Annotated in this window: 9 protein-coding genes; all 9 read left to right on the top strand. The window is 40.7% G+C overall.

Features of this window, described 5'->3' with window-relative positions; all coding sequences use genetic code 11:
• The first annotated feature begins 162 nt into the window (after window positions 1-162).
• The 9 genes from G587_RS0102600 to G587_RS0102560 all read left to right on the top strand — a co-directional run bounded on the left by G587_RS0102600 (window position 163) and on the right by G587_RS0102560 (window position 15,360).
• Window positions 163-2,376: an alpha-galactosidase gene (locus G587_RS0102600; RefSeq protein ID WP_026490973.1), complete on the top strand. Its 2,214-nt coding sequence runs from the start codon at window positions 163-165 to the stop codon at window positions 2,374-2,376.
• A gap of 106 nt (window positions 2,377-2,482) precedes the next feature.
• Window positions 2,483-3,844, top strand: coding sequence for an ABC transporter substrate-binding protein (locus G587_RS0102595; protein ID WP_026490972.1), 1,362 nt, complete (start codon window positions 2,483-2,485; stop codon window positions 3,842-3,844).
• Window positions 3,845-4,002: 158 nt separating this feature from the next.
• Window positions 4,003-4,893, top strand: a complete 891-nt coding sequence (locus tag G587_RS0102590; RefSeq protein WP_026490971.1) for a carbohydrate ABC transporter permease — start codon at window positions 4,003-4,005, stop codon at window positions 4,891-4,893.
• Window positions 4,894-4,911: 18 nt separating this feature from the next.
• Entirely contained in the window at window positions 4,912-5,736 is an 825-nt protein-coding gene (locus G587_RS0102585) for a carbohydrate ABC transporter permease (RefSeq protein ID WP_026490970.1), read from the top strand.
• Window positions 5,737-5,915: 179 nt separating this feature from the next.
• Window positions 5,916-6,263 carry a hypothetical protein gene (locus G587_RS0102580; RefSeq protein WP_026490969.1) on the top strand — a complete coding sequence of 116 codons (348 nt, stop codon included), beginning with the start codon at window positions 5,916-5,918 and terminating at the stop codon, window positions 6,261-6,263.
• A gap of 66 nt (window positions 6,264-6,329) precedes the next feature.
• Complete coding sequence (locus G587_RS0102575) at window positions 6,330-7,793, top strand: sensor domain-containing diguanylate cyclase (RefSeq protein WP_026490968.1); 1,464 nt, start codon at window positions 6,330-6,332, stop codon at window positions 7,791-7,793.
• Window positions 7,786-9,645, top strand: a complete 1,860-nt coding sequence (locus tag G587_RS0102570; protein WP_026490967.1) for a DUF3298 and DUF4163 domain-containing protein — start codon at window positions 7,786-7,788, stop codon at window positions 9,643-9,645. The genes G587_RS0102575 and G587_RS0102570 overlap by 8 nt, the downstream gene beginning before the upstream one ends.
• A gap of 177 nt (window positions 9,646-9,822) precedes the next feature.
• Window positions 9,823-13,389 carry a carbohydrate binding domain-containing protein gene (locus G587_RS24060; protein ID WP_051200579.1) on the top strand — a complete coding sequence of 1,189 codons (3,567 nt, stop codon included), beginning with the start codon at window positions 9,823-9,825 and terminating at the stop codon, window positions 13,387-13,389.
• Window positions 13,390-13,587: 198 nt separating this feature from the next.
• A complete protein-coding gene (locus tag G587_RS0102560) occupies window positions 13,588-15,360 on the top strand; it encodes an MATE family efflux transporter (protein ID WP_026490966.1) in 1,773 nt (590 codons plus the stop codon).
• The last annotated feature ends 3 nt before the right edge of the window (window positions 15,361-15,363 follow it).

Raw genomic sequence — 15,363 nt, 5'->3', positions numbered from 1 at the left:
TTGAAATCCCCTTATATAAAAAAGTGAAATTTTTTGCTGCTCATAATGTCACATACTGACATAAATAAATGATATTTAGACATAAACATGAAGCCGTACCACAAATATAATGATGTACGTATTCACTTAACATTATAAAAAATAAGCAAAGTGGGAGGCAAGATGGGAATTATATTTCATGAAAAAGAAAAGCAGTTTCATTTGTTCAATTCTCAGGTGAGCTACTGTATGGGCGTTTGCCCTGACGGTGAGCTTGGACAGTTGTATTTTGGGAGAAAAATAAATGAAAATCAGAAGATAACATACACTCAGACAAAGGGAGTAAGGCCTCTTTGCTGCAATTTAAAAGAGGATGAGAATTATACCAAAGAGCTCTCAATGCTTGAATATCCTGCATTTGGCAATGGTGATTTCAGAACTCCTGCCTATGAGATAAAGCAGAAGAACGGCTCAAGGGTTACTAATCTCATCTATAAGAGTCACAGTATTTACAATGGCAAAAAGCCGCTAAATGGACTTCCGGCATCCTATACCAACACGGATGATGAGGCTACAACCCTTGAAATCCTGTGCGTCGATGAGGTTGCAAAGGTTGAGGTTACACTTTTTTACACAGTATGGGAAAAGTACCCTGTAATCTGCCGTCACGCATCTATCAAAAACGCAGGAGATGAGGAAGTTGTGCTCACAAAGGCTCTCAGCCTCTGTCTTGATCTTCCGGATGTAGAGTATAACTGGATGCAGTTTGAAGGTACATGGGGAAGAGAGAGATACCCTGTAGAGAGAAGCCTTTCAAACGGAACAACCCAGATAGAGAGTATGCGCGGACACTCCAGTGCAAACTACAATCCCTTCGTCATTGTTAAGAGAAAAAACACTGACGAGTTCATGGGAGAGGCAATTGGTCTCAATTTTGTATACAGTGGTAACTTTGTTGCACAGAGTGAAGCAGATACTTACGGAAAGCTCAGAATCCTTATGGGAATCAATCCCAGATGGTTCGAGTGGCCTCTTGCGAAGGACGAAAGCTTTGAGACTCCCGAGGTTATAATCAGCTACTCAAATAGCGGATTAAATGCCCTCAGTCAGAGTATTCACGGCTTCATGAACAACAACATTGTAAGAGGAAAATATAAGAATACACCCAGACCTATTCTTCTCAATAACTGGGAAGCAACAGAGATGGATTTTGATGAAGAAAAGATCCTGAAAATCGCTAAGAAGGGCAAGGAAGCAGGAGTTGAGCTCTTTGTTCTCGACGACGGATGGTTCGGTAAAAGAAATGATGACTACGCAGGTCTTGGTGACTGGTTTGTTAACACCAAAAAGCTGCCGGAAGGTGTCAAAGGGCTTGCTAAAAAGGTAAATGACCTTGGGATTAAATTCGGTATATGGATCGAGCCCGAGATGGTAAATGAGGATTCAGATCTTTACAGAGCACATCCTGACTGGGTGCTGGCTGCTCCTGACAGAGTAAGATCCCTTGGAAGACATCAGATGGTTCTTGATTTCTCCAAGAAAGAGGTTGTTGATAACATTTTTGACCAGCTCTATGCAGTGTTTGCAGATGCAAATATAAGCTATATCAAGTGGGACATGAACCGCTCAATCACGGAGTGCTACAGCCAGGGAGCAGCTGCAGGCGTTCAGGGTATGGTATATCACAGATATATCCTGGGTGTTTACAGCCTCTATGAGAGACTGATAAAGGCATTCCCTGACATTCTCTTTGAATCCTGTGCAAGCGGCGGATCAAGATTTGATGCGGGAATCCTGTACTATGCACCTCAGGCATGGTGCTCTGATGACACAGATGCCCATGAGAGAATAAAGATTCAGTACGGTACCAGCTACGGTTATCCGTTATCAATGGTAGGTGCACACGTATCAGCATCTCCGAACCTTCAGACAGGAAGAGCAATTGCAATAGGTGACAGAGCGAACATTGCTTGCTTTGGTACCTTCGGATATGAGCTTGATCTTAATGAGATTTCAGAGGCTGATTTTGCCCAAGTAAAAGAGCAGATAAAGTTCATGAAGGAATACCGTGAGCTTCTGCAGTATGGTGATCTCTACAGATTAGAATCACCCTTTAAGAAGAATATTTCTGCATGGATGGTTGTTTCAAAGGATAAGTCCACAGCGCTTGTTGCGGTATATAAAAACCTCAAGAGCCCTAATGAGGGAATAGTAAGAATACGACTTAAGGGACTTGATCCCAATGCTGTTTATACAGTGGATGAGAAGAAGGAATTGTACGGAGATATCCTTATGGAGGGCGGAATACAGGTGCCTGATGGAGATAAGGAATGGTTCTTCGCAGATGGCGATTTCACATCAAGTATGTATATCTTGAAAAAGAATGTCACAAAATGACATGAAAAGTTATTATTATTCCATATAAATAAAATCATAATACTAGTATTATTACTATAGTTTTTGAGAAACACCAAAAATTGCACATAATAAAGGGAGGATAATTATGAAAGCAAAAAAACTTGCAGCATTACTTATGAGTTCAGTAATGGCAATGTCACTGGCAGCCTGCGGAGGCTCAGGTTCAACTGGAGGCGCAGAGCCGGCTACAGCAGAGAGCACAGAGACAACAGAGGCAGCTGCTGATACAGCTGAGTCTACAGAAGAGGCTCCTACAGAGATGAAGGGCAGTGTTGAAGGCGAGCTCACAGTTACTATCTGGGATGAGAACCAGAGACCCGGACTTCAGCAGATCATCGACGAGTGGTCAGCAGAGTCAGGTGTTAAGGCTACAATTCAGGTTGTAGGCTGGGATGATTACTGGACACTCCTTGAGGCAGGCGCTTCAGGCGGCGAGATGCCCGACGTATTCTGGATGCATTCCAATCAGGCTCAGAAGTATATGGAAAACGATATGCTTATGGACCTTACAGATAAGATTTCTGGAAGCGATAAGATTGATATGGCTAACTACTATCAGGGTATCGTAGATCTTTATCAGCTGAATGGAAAGCAGTACGCAGTTCCGAAGGATATCGATACAATCGCTCTTTGGTACAACAAGACAATCTTTGATGAGATGGGCGTTGCTTATCCCGATGACACATGGACATGGGATGACTTCTCAGAAGCAGCAGCTAAGCTCACAAACGATGATCACTGGGGATATGCAATTGCACCTTCAAACAACCAGGATTCATTCTATAATGCAGTATACTCCATGGGCGGAGAGATCATAAGCGATGACAAGAAGGCTTCAGGCTATGATAAGCCCGGCACAATCAAGGCTATTCAGCTTTTCGTAGACATGGTACAGGCTGGTTCCTGCCCTGACCTTAACACAATTTCTGAGTCTGGCGCAGACGTTCTTTTCGAGTCAGGCAAGGTTGCAATGGTAACACAGGGTTCATGGATGGTAGCAGCATTCAAGGACAACGAATACACAGCTGAGAACTGTGACGTAGCAGTTCTTCCTAAGGATGCAGAGACAGGCAAGAGAGTTTCTATCTACAACGGTCTTGGATGGGCAGCTTCAGCTAACACAAAGAACCCCGATGCAGCATGGAGCCTTATCGAGTGGCTTGGTTCCAAGGAAATGCAGGAGAAACAGGCAGAGCTTGGTGTAACAATGTCAGCTTATGAAGGATGCTCAGATCTCTGGGTTAACTGCACAGATAAGTTCGATCTTAATGGCCACATGAAGATGCTTGAGGCAGACCTCGTATTCAGACCTTACTCAAAGTACACAACAGTTTGGGAAGACATGCAGACTGAGAAGCTTAAGGAAGCTTGGACAGGTGAGAAGAGTGTTGAAGATGTCTGCAAAGAAATTTGCGACAGCATGAACCAGACTCTTAGTGAAGAGTAATTAAACAGTTTTACATTAGAGTAGGAGCTGGGGACCGTTATCGCACGTACTTTGGGCGATTACGGACCCCGTATCCGACCTGACTCAGTAAAATATAAGCTTACATTAGAGTAGGAGGAAGCAATTTCTCCTACTCTTTATAGGGAGAGATATAAATTATGGCAAGAAGCAAAATGACATCAAGAGAAAAAAGTGAGTTTATTTGGGGATGGGCTTTCATACTTCCGACTATGGCAGGTCTTATTATTTTAAATATTTTCCCGATCTTTTCTACAATATATCAGAGTTTTTTCAAGACTGGTGATTTTGGAAAAGGAAACATATTTGTCGGATTCAACAACTATGCTAAGGTATTTGCCGACACAGAAGTGTGGCAGGCTCTCTGGAATACAATAAAATATGCAATAGTAGAGGTTCCGATTTCGATAGCAATTTCACTTGTGCTCGCTGTTTTCCTTAATGGAAAAATTAAAGGAAAGGGAACATTCAGAACAATTTTCTTCTTACCTATGGTAGCTGCTCCTGCAGCAATAGCTATGGTTTGGAGATGGCTTTACAATTCTGAGTTCGGTCTTTTGAACCATATTTTACCCGGAAAAACAAACTGGATTTCAAATCCTAACATCGCAATCTATTCAATCGCTGTTATTGGTATATGGTCCATTATTGGATATAACATGGTTCTTTTCCTGGCAGGACTTCAGGAGGTTCCAAAGGATTTTTATGAAGCTGCATCAATCGACGGAGCTTCAGGAGTACAGCAGTTCTTTAACATCACAGTACCGCTCATTTCACCCACAATTTTCTTTGTACTTGTTACAAGAGTAATTGCTGCGATGCAGGTATTCGATGTTATTTACATGGTAATCGATAATAACAATCCGGCACTTAAAAAGACACAGTCTTTGGTATGCCTGTTCTATAAGTATTCATTTACACAGAGCAATAAAGGATATGGATCCACTGTTGTGGTTGTTCTGCTGATGGTAATATTGCTCCTTACTGTTTTGCAGATGATAGGACAGAAGAAATGGGTTCACTACAACTAAGGAAAAAGGTGTAAAAAAATGGAACGAAATAGAAATAAGATTTTGATATATATAATACTTGCGATAATGTCTTTCATAATGCTGGTGCCTTTTTTATGGATGGCCCTTACAGCATTTAAGACAGTAGGAGAGTCTACACAGATGGATCCCTTCGTAATCTTTCCTTCCAAATTCAGGATGGATAACTTCAAAGAGGTTATGAACAACGTCAACTTTGTAAAGCTCTACTACAACACAATTATGATGATAGTACTGAGAGTTCTCTGTGCGGTGCTTACAGCTACACTTGCCGGCTACGCATTTGCAAGACTGAACTTCTTTGGAAAGGACTTCATGTTTGGTCTTGTTCTTTTCCAGATGATGATTCCTTCACAGATTTTCATCATCCCTCAGTATGTAATGGTAAGTAAGCTTGGATGGACTAACTCAATGTTGGGACTTCTGTTCCCCGGACTTGTATCTGCCTTCGGAACCTTCCTTTTAAGGCAGGCCTATATGGGACTTCCCAAGGAACTGGAAGAAGCGGCAAGACTTGATGGATGTAACATTGGACAGACCTTCCTGTTTATCATGGCTCCACTTACCAGATCATCAATGGTCGCTCTTGGTATCTTTACAGCAGTGTTCGCATATAAAGACCTCATGTGGCCCATGATCGTTTGTCCTGATACAAACAAGACAACACTTGCAAGTGCACTTTCCAAGATGCAGGGACAGTTCTCTTCAAACTATCCCGAGCTTATGGCTGCAGCACTTATTGCATGTCTCCCTATGATAGTTATCTATGTATTCTTTCAGAAGCAGTTCATTGAAGGTATTGCTACTTCCGGTGGAAAGTTATAATTCTCGTTCAAAATTATTATTCGTATTATATGAAAAAGAGGTATGGTATTGTCTCGCCATATCTCTTTTTCATTTATGAAAATATAGGACTTAACCCAAATTTAATATACATTTTAGCAGCATTTAAGCGCTATATAGGATAATTAAAATGTAAGTATGGGAACATAGGAGGATTTGCTTTGGGAAATATGGAGCATAAGCATGTTGATCCTTTTCATATAGCTGAAAAACATAAGATAAAAGATGACATCACCGATCCTGAAGAATTAGCCAAAAAGATGGAACAAAAATTCCATGATGCCTCTGCACTACTGGCTATCTTAATGAGTGGAATATGTGCATGGCTCTTGTTTTATGCATTATGGGAATCTTTGGGAAGACCATTCTCAATCGCTTATATGGTTCAGGCTGAGGATGCGCTTGGTGTGTTTCTTTTTATCGAAATGATGAGACACACCAGCTTTACCTGGAGTGTGGATAGTGCACTGGTTCCTGGGAGTGGCAGCGTATTTACTCGGAATAATTGAGCAGTGAAAATCTGAATGATATAATTACAGCTGGTAGTCGATGAAAATTAAAAAAGGACTGTCAATATGAAGAAAAAGAATTATACCGCAATAGCGAATATAGTTATAATCATACTGATTGTGGTTGTGTTTGCCGGTATTCAGTTTAATGAATTTTCTTTTTATAAAGAAACGGCCAGAAATCAGGCGCAAAACGATGTTGGGCTGACATCTATAGACATCAAATCCCGTATCACAAGCATTTCTTCTGAGCAAAGAGTTGCATCTCAGATGATGGCAAATGATATATTTTTAAAGGAATGGTGTAATAAAGAGACCTCAGATGTAAATTCCGAACATGCAAAGCAGTTGTATGGATACCTGAATGAATACAAAGAAAAATATAACTATGATGTTGTGTTCTTTGTGTCGAACAAAACCTATAATTATTACTATGATGGCGGCCTTAATAAGGTTATATCAAAGGATGACGATTTTGATATATGGTATTTCAATTTCCTTGATCTGAATCAGGAATATGATATACAGATTGACCATGACGAGGTAAATGATTTTAGCGTAACACTATTTGTGAATTGCCTGGTACTTAATGAAGCCGGTGATATTGCAGGTGTAGTTGGAGTGGGGCAGAAAATCGATGATTTTGAGTCTTCTGTCAATGAAATAATAGAATCTTTTGATATAAATGTTTGTATTGTTAATACCGGCAATGCGCATAATTCCTTTACCGGGAGCTCCGGGGTATACAAGACTGCAGAAGACGCTGCCAATGAGCTTGGTATATCTAAAGAAGATGTTTTGATGGATGTTGGTAGTAATGGTCATGTTTGGACTAATGGGAATAAGATAACCTCTGTCCAAAAGAACGAGGATCTGAAATGGAATATCATTGTGCAGAAAGACATTTCGGATGAGATAAGTGAATTGCTGAAACGATCTTATATGAGAGTGACATTTTTATTTATTATCATTGTTCTCTATATTCTGATCAGCTTCACTTTCCTGAAAAAAATACATGACTTAAATTCGATTGCTGAAAATACTGATGAATTTACCGGACTATTTAATAACAAGCTCTTTAAGGAGAGGTTTGATAAAAGACATAATGCCAAGCTGAAAAAACATGTAAAAGAAACGGCTGGTTCTTTGTTTATTCTTGATGTTGATGATTTTAAAAGCTTCAACGATACCTTTGGACATTTATATGGAAATACTGTGCTAAAGACCATGGCCAATGAGCTCAAGGATTCCGTAGGTGATGATGGAGAATTGTGCAGATGGGGCGGCGACGAATTTGTAGGCGAGATATATGAAGAACCTGAAATTGCGTTAAGCATTTTGAATGGGGCTTTGGAAAACTTGAAGCATAAGGATACAAAGATGCCAATTACATTTAGCTGTGGTATATGCAAGATTGATTCGAGATTGTCCCTGGCTGATAATTTGAAGATGGCGGATAAGGCTTTATATAAGTCAAAAGAAAAAGGGAAAAAGTGTTGTACTATATGGGAGCGGAATGGAAATGAATAAAAGAATAGTTACATATTTGCTTTGTACTGCAATGACAGCATCCATGATTTCAGGCTGCAGTTTGGCAGACAAGCTGGGAGAAACAGGTAAAGAAAACGGTTCAACCGATGCGCAGGCTGATACAGGGGATGATTTTTTATCTATAATCGATAAGAACAAAACTTCAGAAGCTGACAATGTAAAGGAAGCAAAAGAGGATACTGTAGCAGATGCGACAGAGGAGCCGTCTGAAAGCACCGGGGAAGCTACAGATTCCGAGGAAGAGACTGGTGAAACTGTTGAATCCAGGGTATCTTACAAATGGGAAGCCCCTTCGTTCAGAATTACCAGAAAATCCTTTTCGCAGAAATACGACGGCGATGCAAAATTCGATGAATCAAATGAGAATTCAAAGGATTACTCCAACGGTGTTTTATATGAAGGAGATTTTGCCTTTATCTATGTAGATGAAGAATCAGCAGCAAAATATCCCGCTCTTTATAAGAATATAAATGATGCTGCAGAAAAATCATTTAAAATTACTGAAGATTGTGTTGAAGAAACAATAAAGGATGCAAAAGAACAATATGAAACTTCTGCTAAAGAAGGCTACAGTTTTTTTGGTCCATATTATGATCACTGTGATATCACAGTGAAAAGAGCAGATAATACAGTTGTAAGTATATATGACTGGGATGACAATTATATGGGCGGAGCCCATGGAATGTATGGCGCTGGCGGTACAAACTATGATGCTCAGACAGGTGAACTTCTTGATATATCAGATGTCATTGATGTGACCAAGGAAGAACTGGATGAGATTATTAAAAAGAAGCTCCTTGAGATTCAGGAGTATGATAATCAGTTTGTGTCCCTTGATGAGAATCTTAAGGATTATAAATTTAATCCCATAAATGATTCAGAAAACAATATTTTTGAGTTGGGATATAAATGGTACTTTGCCCATGATGGTCTGCATATTATTTTTAATGTATATGAGCTCGCTTCCTATGCGGATGGAATGCAGGATATAGTTATTGGCTACACTGAGTATCCCGGGACTATAAAGGATAAATTCATACCTGACACTAATGCACCTGACTGTCAGAATGGAAACCTTATGTTTGTAAAAGAAGGAAATGATTCTGATATAGATTATTTGCACTTCAGGTATACACCATTAGCCGGCATGGAAGAGTATGATGACTGGATTTATGCTGAGTCCTTTGAACTGGTTTTAAATGGAAAATCAGCAAAGGCAGATACAGGCTTTAATGTTCCAAGTGATTATCATTTTGAAACCTATAAGATAACAACGATGGATGGTAAGGAGTACGTTTATTACATCAATCCTACTGATAATGATTACTGCGAGCTCCTTGTTTTTGACATTACAGGCGGCGATGTTAAGTATGTTGGAAAACAGCACTATCACTATTTTGAGAACTTTGATTATGAGAAGGGCACAGAAACTGAGCCATTGTATTCCAATCCGTACAACATGCACTTTGGCTCAGTTGGAGATGCCTTTGGAACCTACACCTGCTATACCTCGTATGAGGTCGGAGATGACGGAATGCCGGTTCAGATCTCTGATGAATATAAGTTCAGCTGGAAAACTGAGGATGCAGTTTCCACTGCTGAGATCAAGGGTGATGAAGTGGATGAAAATGGAAAGGTGATAAATGCCGGTGTGACAATTCAGGTAGGAACGCATTTTGTTCCCCTTCGTACAGATGAGAAAACGTACATGGATTTTACTATCGACGGTGGTAAGATCATAAGACTTACATATACATCCTTCGATTATCCTGCAGCCCTTCCGGAGGGAAATATCGATGATCTGTTTGAAGGACTGATATATGCAGGCTGAGCATAAACTATAAAAATGTGAATGACATGGATATCTGTTACAGAGCAGACTTCCATGTCATTTTTTGTTACTTTTTGGCGCCGATATGAAAATTATAAAAAAAGCATAAATTTGATATAAACTCTTTCTAAAATTCAATAGGATATATTCATCAATTGAGTTTGGAAGGAGAAGGACATGGGAAAAAGAAAATGGGGAAGAATGGTTGCTATGGCAATGGCAACAGCCTTGACTGTTACAAGCATTCCGCTTACTGCAAGGGCTGAGGAAGAGCCTGCAGACACAGGTGATGGCTATTCTCTGGTATGGAGCGATGAGTTTGATGGCGAAAGCTTGAACACAGACGACTGGAATGTGGAAAAGCATGATCCGGGCTGGGTTAACTCAGAATGGCAGAGATATACATCACTGGATGGTGGGAATATTGCGGTTAAGGATGGTGCGCTTCATATTATTCCTAAATATGTTGCAGGCGAAGCAGCAGAGGAGGGATCAGAGGAGTCCTCTGAGAGAACCTTCGAGACATTCAATGTGGGGGTTGATGTCGGAGAAGATATGGAAGAGTCTGAGTCAATTGCGCTTCAGATTAATTTCGGAGCTGTTAATGCTGCAGATGATTTTCCTGATAATACAGAGGCTTTTGATTCAAAGGCAGAGGTTACTCTTAAAAATATCTCCCTTGTTGATGTAACTGAGGGTGAGGAAGTAAATATTCTTGCCGGAGGCTTGGATAACCCGGATACATGGAATATGGGTATAACAGCTCCCGCTGAAGGAACTTACAATTTTGAAGACGGAAGTATCAATATCAAAATAGATAATGCAGGCAACGAAAACTGGAATATACAGCTACAGCAGGGAGGCTTAAAGCTTATTCCGGGACATAAATATGTATTTTCAATGGATGCTGCATCTGATATTGACAGAGTCAGTGAGATAAGTCTTCTTGATACTAATGGATGGAAATGGTACGGCGGCAAAAAAATTCTCATAAAGGGAAGCGGCAAGTCCGGCAGCTCATTAGGAACAGAGAGCGAGATCACATCCGGAAGAATTACAACCCAGGGTAAGCACGACTTTACCTATGGACGTTTTGAAGCAAGAGCTAAGGTGCCTGAAGGAAAGGGCTTCCTTCCTGCATTCTGGCTTATGGCTACAGACGAGGGCCTTTATGGACAGTGGCCTAAGTGCGGTGAGATCGACATCATGGAGGTTATGGGACAGAACACAGATAAGTCCTATCACACCATTCATTATGGATATAACTCAGGAAATGGTCACAAAGAAAACCAGGGTACAAAGACGCTTACAGACAGCAGCTTTTCAGATGACTATCATGTATTCAGAGTTGACTGGGAGCCCGGTAAGATCACATGGTTTGTAGATGATGAGCAGGTCTATGAGACAAGCGACTGGTACACAGGAACAGATGATGATAATCAGATCACATATCCTGCACCCTTCGACCAGAACTTCTATATTATACTGAACCTTGCAGTAGGCGGCTCGTGGGTAGGAGATCCTGACCTTGACGCTATAAATGACAAGGAATATGCCATTGATTATGTTCGTGTTTATCAGAAGGATGAGAGCGAATATGAGCAGGGTGAAAATGAAGCAAAGCGCCCTGAAAAGGAGCCTGTAGTTTACAGAGAAGCAGATGAAGAGGGTAACTACGTATTAAACGGCAGCTTCACAGAGAGCATTGAAAGCGATGAGACCGGTGATTCTAATAGTAACTGGGTTCTTCATACAGAGTCTGATGCTGATGGATCAACAGCAGTTGTAGAAAATAATGCTGTTACAATCACACCTTCTGCAAATGGATCAGTGGACTATGCAATCCAGCTTAAGCAGACAGGTATACCCATGTATAAGGGATGGGATTACGAGCTCTCCTTTGATGCATATGCTACAGAGGATAGAAAGATAGTTGTAGATGTTGAAGGCCCTGACAAAGGCTGGACAAGATACATGCAGGATACACCCTTTGCCATAACAACAGGTGAGGCTCACTACACCTATGCATTTACAATGAATGAAAAGACAGATCCTAACGGTTCACTGGAGTTCAATCTTGGTAATCAGGGCTCCGTAGCACCTGTAACAATCAAGAACGTTAAGCTTATTCACAAGTCAGGGGAAGAGGTTAAGGAGGACAACGAGAAGGTTATCCGTCCGGATGGAAACTATGTTTATAACGGCTCCTTCGACCAGGGTGAAAAGAGACTTGGCTACTGGGAATTTGATGAGGAAGATGCAGCTCAGATTTCCGTAACAAATAAGAAAAATGACAGACAGCTCATGGTTAAGATTGAGGTTCCGGAAGGAGCAACCGAAGCTGATCCTGTAAAGATTTCACAGTCTGATCTGGCACCTCTTATAAAGGGACAGTATGACCTTTCCTTCAGTGCTTATCATGATGGAGGAGAAGCAGATGGCCTTAGAGTAAATGTAGTCGGTGAGGAGTTTGTGCCTGAGCTTACTACTGAGAAGACAACCTTTAGCAGGATAATAAATCTCGACAAGGACCTTACAAGAGAAGAGTCTGACATTGAGTTTTCATTTACAAAGCCCGGAACCTATTACCTGGATGATGTATTCCTGACAGAGAAGGCACTTCTTAAGAATGGCTCCTTCAGCGCAGGAATAGCAGGTTGGTCTCCCTATATCGACAATGCAGCAAAGGCTAACTATGTCATCGACAGCATGAACGGCAATGAAAATGCATTTGCAATTACAATCGAAGATACAGGAGAAAGCAACGACTGGTACATCCAGCTTAATCAGGACGGCCTTAAGATTGAAGAAGGCAAATACTACTATGTATCATTTAAGGCAAAGTCCACTATGGACAGAATTATCAAGTACTGCCTGCAGCAGAATGGTGGCGACTGGGCTAACTATAGCGGAACAGGTGAAGTAGAGGTTGGAAGTGAGTGGAAGACATTCTCTCATGCATTCCAGATGACTAATGCTACTGATACAAAGACTAGATTCAACATTACCTTTGGTTCAATAGGTGGTGTGAGAATCCAGAGCAGGCACGATGTGTATGTTGATGATATTGAACTTGTCGAGCTGACAAAGGAAGAGTTCGATAAGCTTAATAGCTCTGAGGAGCCTGTAGAAAATCCTTCTGAAGAGCCCTCAGAGCAGCCCTCTAATGAGCCGGAGGAAACTCCTGCAGTAGAAGACAAGGAGGAGCAGACTACGACAGATGAGTCTCAGAAGGCAGCTGATACTGTAGAGGCTAAGCAGGACGAGACAAAAGAGCAGACCAAGGTTAATAACAACGGCAAGGCTGAAAAGGGTGAAATCAGGGTTACAAAGAACTCAATTTACACAGTGATCGGTAAAAAGAGTGTCAGCTACAAGCAGAACCCTGAATCAACAGGTAAGAATGTAACAGTTCCTTCATCAGTTGTTATTGACGGAACAAAGCTTAAGGTAACCAAGCTTGCCAAGAATGCATTCAAGGGCAATAAAAAGCTCAGGAAGGTAACACTTGGTAAGAATGTTAAGACCATCGGAAAGAGTGCTTTCAGCGGCTGTAAAAAGCTCAGAAGTATTACTGTAAAAGGTAATAAGCTTAAGAAGATCGAGAAGTACGCTTTCAAGAATTGCAAGCTTAACAAGGACTTCAAGGTTATCATTTGGGCAAATGATGATGAAAGCTATGAGAAAGTTGTTAATCTCTTTGAGGATGCGGGGCTTACAGATGTAACCTTCGTACGTAAATAACAGCTTTTCATATACAAAAACTCCCTATACTTTGTTAAAAAAATACGGCGGAGGCACTTTGGCAGAAATGTCAAAGTGCCTTTTGCTATGTAAATCTAAATCTTTCATTAAAAAATTCTTTAAATCGCATTTTTATAAATGTTGCATGGTAAAATTTTAATGTAATTATTGTCTTTTTTCTTATGATCAGGGGCTATTATGAGTAAAAAAAGTGGAAATGCAAAAATGATATCAAGGCTGATGTTACATCTTTTGCCTGTTCAGATCATGTTTGCGCTTATAGGAAGTGTGAACGCAATTGTTTCCAGTTACTTTGCGACTAATTACATAGGCATAGATGCAATGACTGCAGTAGGACTATATGCACCATTAAACCAGCTGATTTCGGCACTCAGTTCAGTCTTTGTAGGTGGTGCTGCGATTATATGTGGTAAATATATTGGACAGAATGACAGAGATGAAGTCAAGGCAATTTTTACCGGAGACATAACTATTACCGCTTTGCTATCTATAGTTATTTCACTGGTGCTGGTAGCTATTGGAACTACTCCCATGGTCTACATGTTCACACAGGATGAAAACGTTATCCCGTTTTTTGGAAGGTACCTTTTAGGTCAGGCTATAGGTATAATTCCATTTATTGTTGGAAATCAGCTGACAGTATTTCTCTCCCTTGAAAACAGGCAGAGACTATCGGTAGTAGCCAGTGTGACATTTATATTTGCAAACTTATTCTTTAATTATTTATTTGTCCAGGCGCTCAGGATGGAAGCCTTTGGACTGTCACTTGCTTCTTCACTTGGAATGTGGGTGTTCTGTCTGGTTGAAGCTTTGTACTTCATGTCAGGGAAATCCTATATCGGTTTTGCTATTTCCGCATTTAATATAAAGAAAACTTTCAAAGTATTTACCAAGGGTATTCCCAGTGGCCTTTCATATATATATCAGGCCGGAAGAGGTTTGATCGTAAACGCACTTCTTGCAGCGTATGTTGGAAGCGCCGGTATTTCTGCTTTCGGCACTGCGAACAACTTTATGGGACTTTTCTGGGCAATTCCGGGTGGCATGCTTGCTGTTTCACGATTACTCATAAGTATAGGCATGGGTGAAGAGGATAAGCATGCACTCACAGAAATCATGAAGGTTATGCTGACAAAATATATGCTGATACAATGCGCTGTTAGTGCAGGAATTATAGCATTTGCCGTTCCGTTCACCAATATTTTCTATCATGATCCTACGCAGCCGGTTTATCTGATGACAGCGTGGGGATTTAGGATTCTTCCACTTTGTATGCCGTTTTCTATACTGTGTATGCATTTTACATGCTATGCACAGGCATCAGGAAAAAATGTTCTTATCAATATACTTGCAATCGTTGACGGTGTTATAGGTGTTGCAGCCGGAGCGTCATTTTTGATTGGCTCCATTGGCATGAATGCAGTTTATATTGCCAATGTTATCAATGGAGTACTGACTACAATAATTATTTTCCTTTATGCAGCTGTAAATATTAAACATATACCTCGAAATCTGGTAGACCTGATGGTATTTCCCGAGGACTTTGGTGTGCCTGATGATCATGTACTTGAGCTCTCAGTCCACAAAATGGATGAGGTGGCAGGAATTTCCGAGAAAGTACAGGAATTTTGTGAGAGAAAGGGAATTGATCACAGAAGATCAATGATCGCAGGACTTTCCCTGGAAGAAATGGCAGGAAATGTTGTGGCCCATGGTTTTACCAAGGATAAGAAGAACCATTCTGTCGATATTAAGACCGTTACAAAGGATGACACCCTTATTCTCAGAATAAAGGATGACTGTGTAGCGTTCGATCCTGCAACCAGAAATAATATAGACGATGCAGATGATATTACTAAGAACATAGGCATACGTATGGTTTACAAGCTTGCAAAGGATGTTACCTACCAGAACGTACTGGGACTGAATGTACTTACATTGAAATTATAAAAG

Source organism: Butyrivibrio sp. XPD2002 (assembly GCF_000423945.1).
GTDB lineage: Bacteria > Bacillota > Clostridia > Lachnospirales > Lachnospiraceae > Butyrivibrio.
This window is presented reverse-complemented; position numbering and strand designations above follow the sequence as displayed.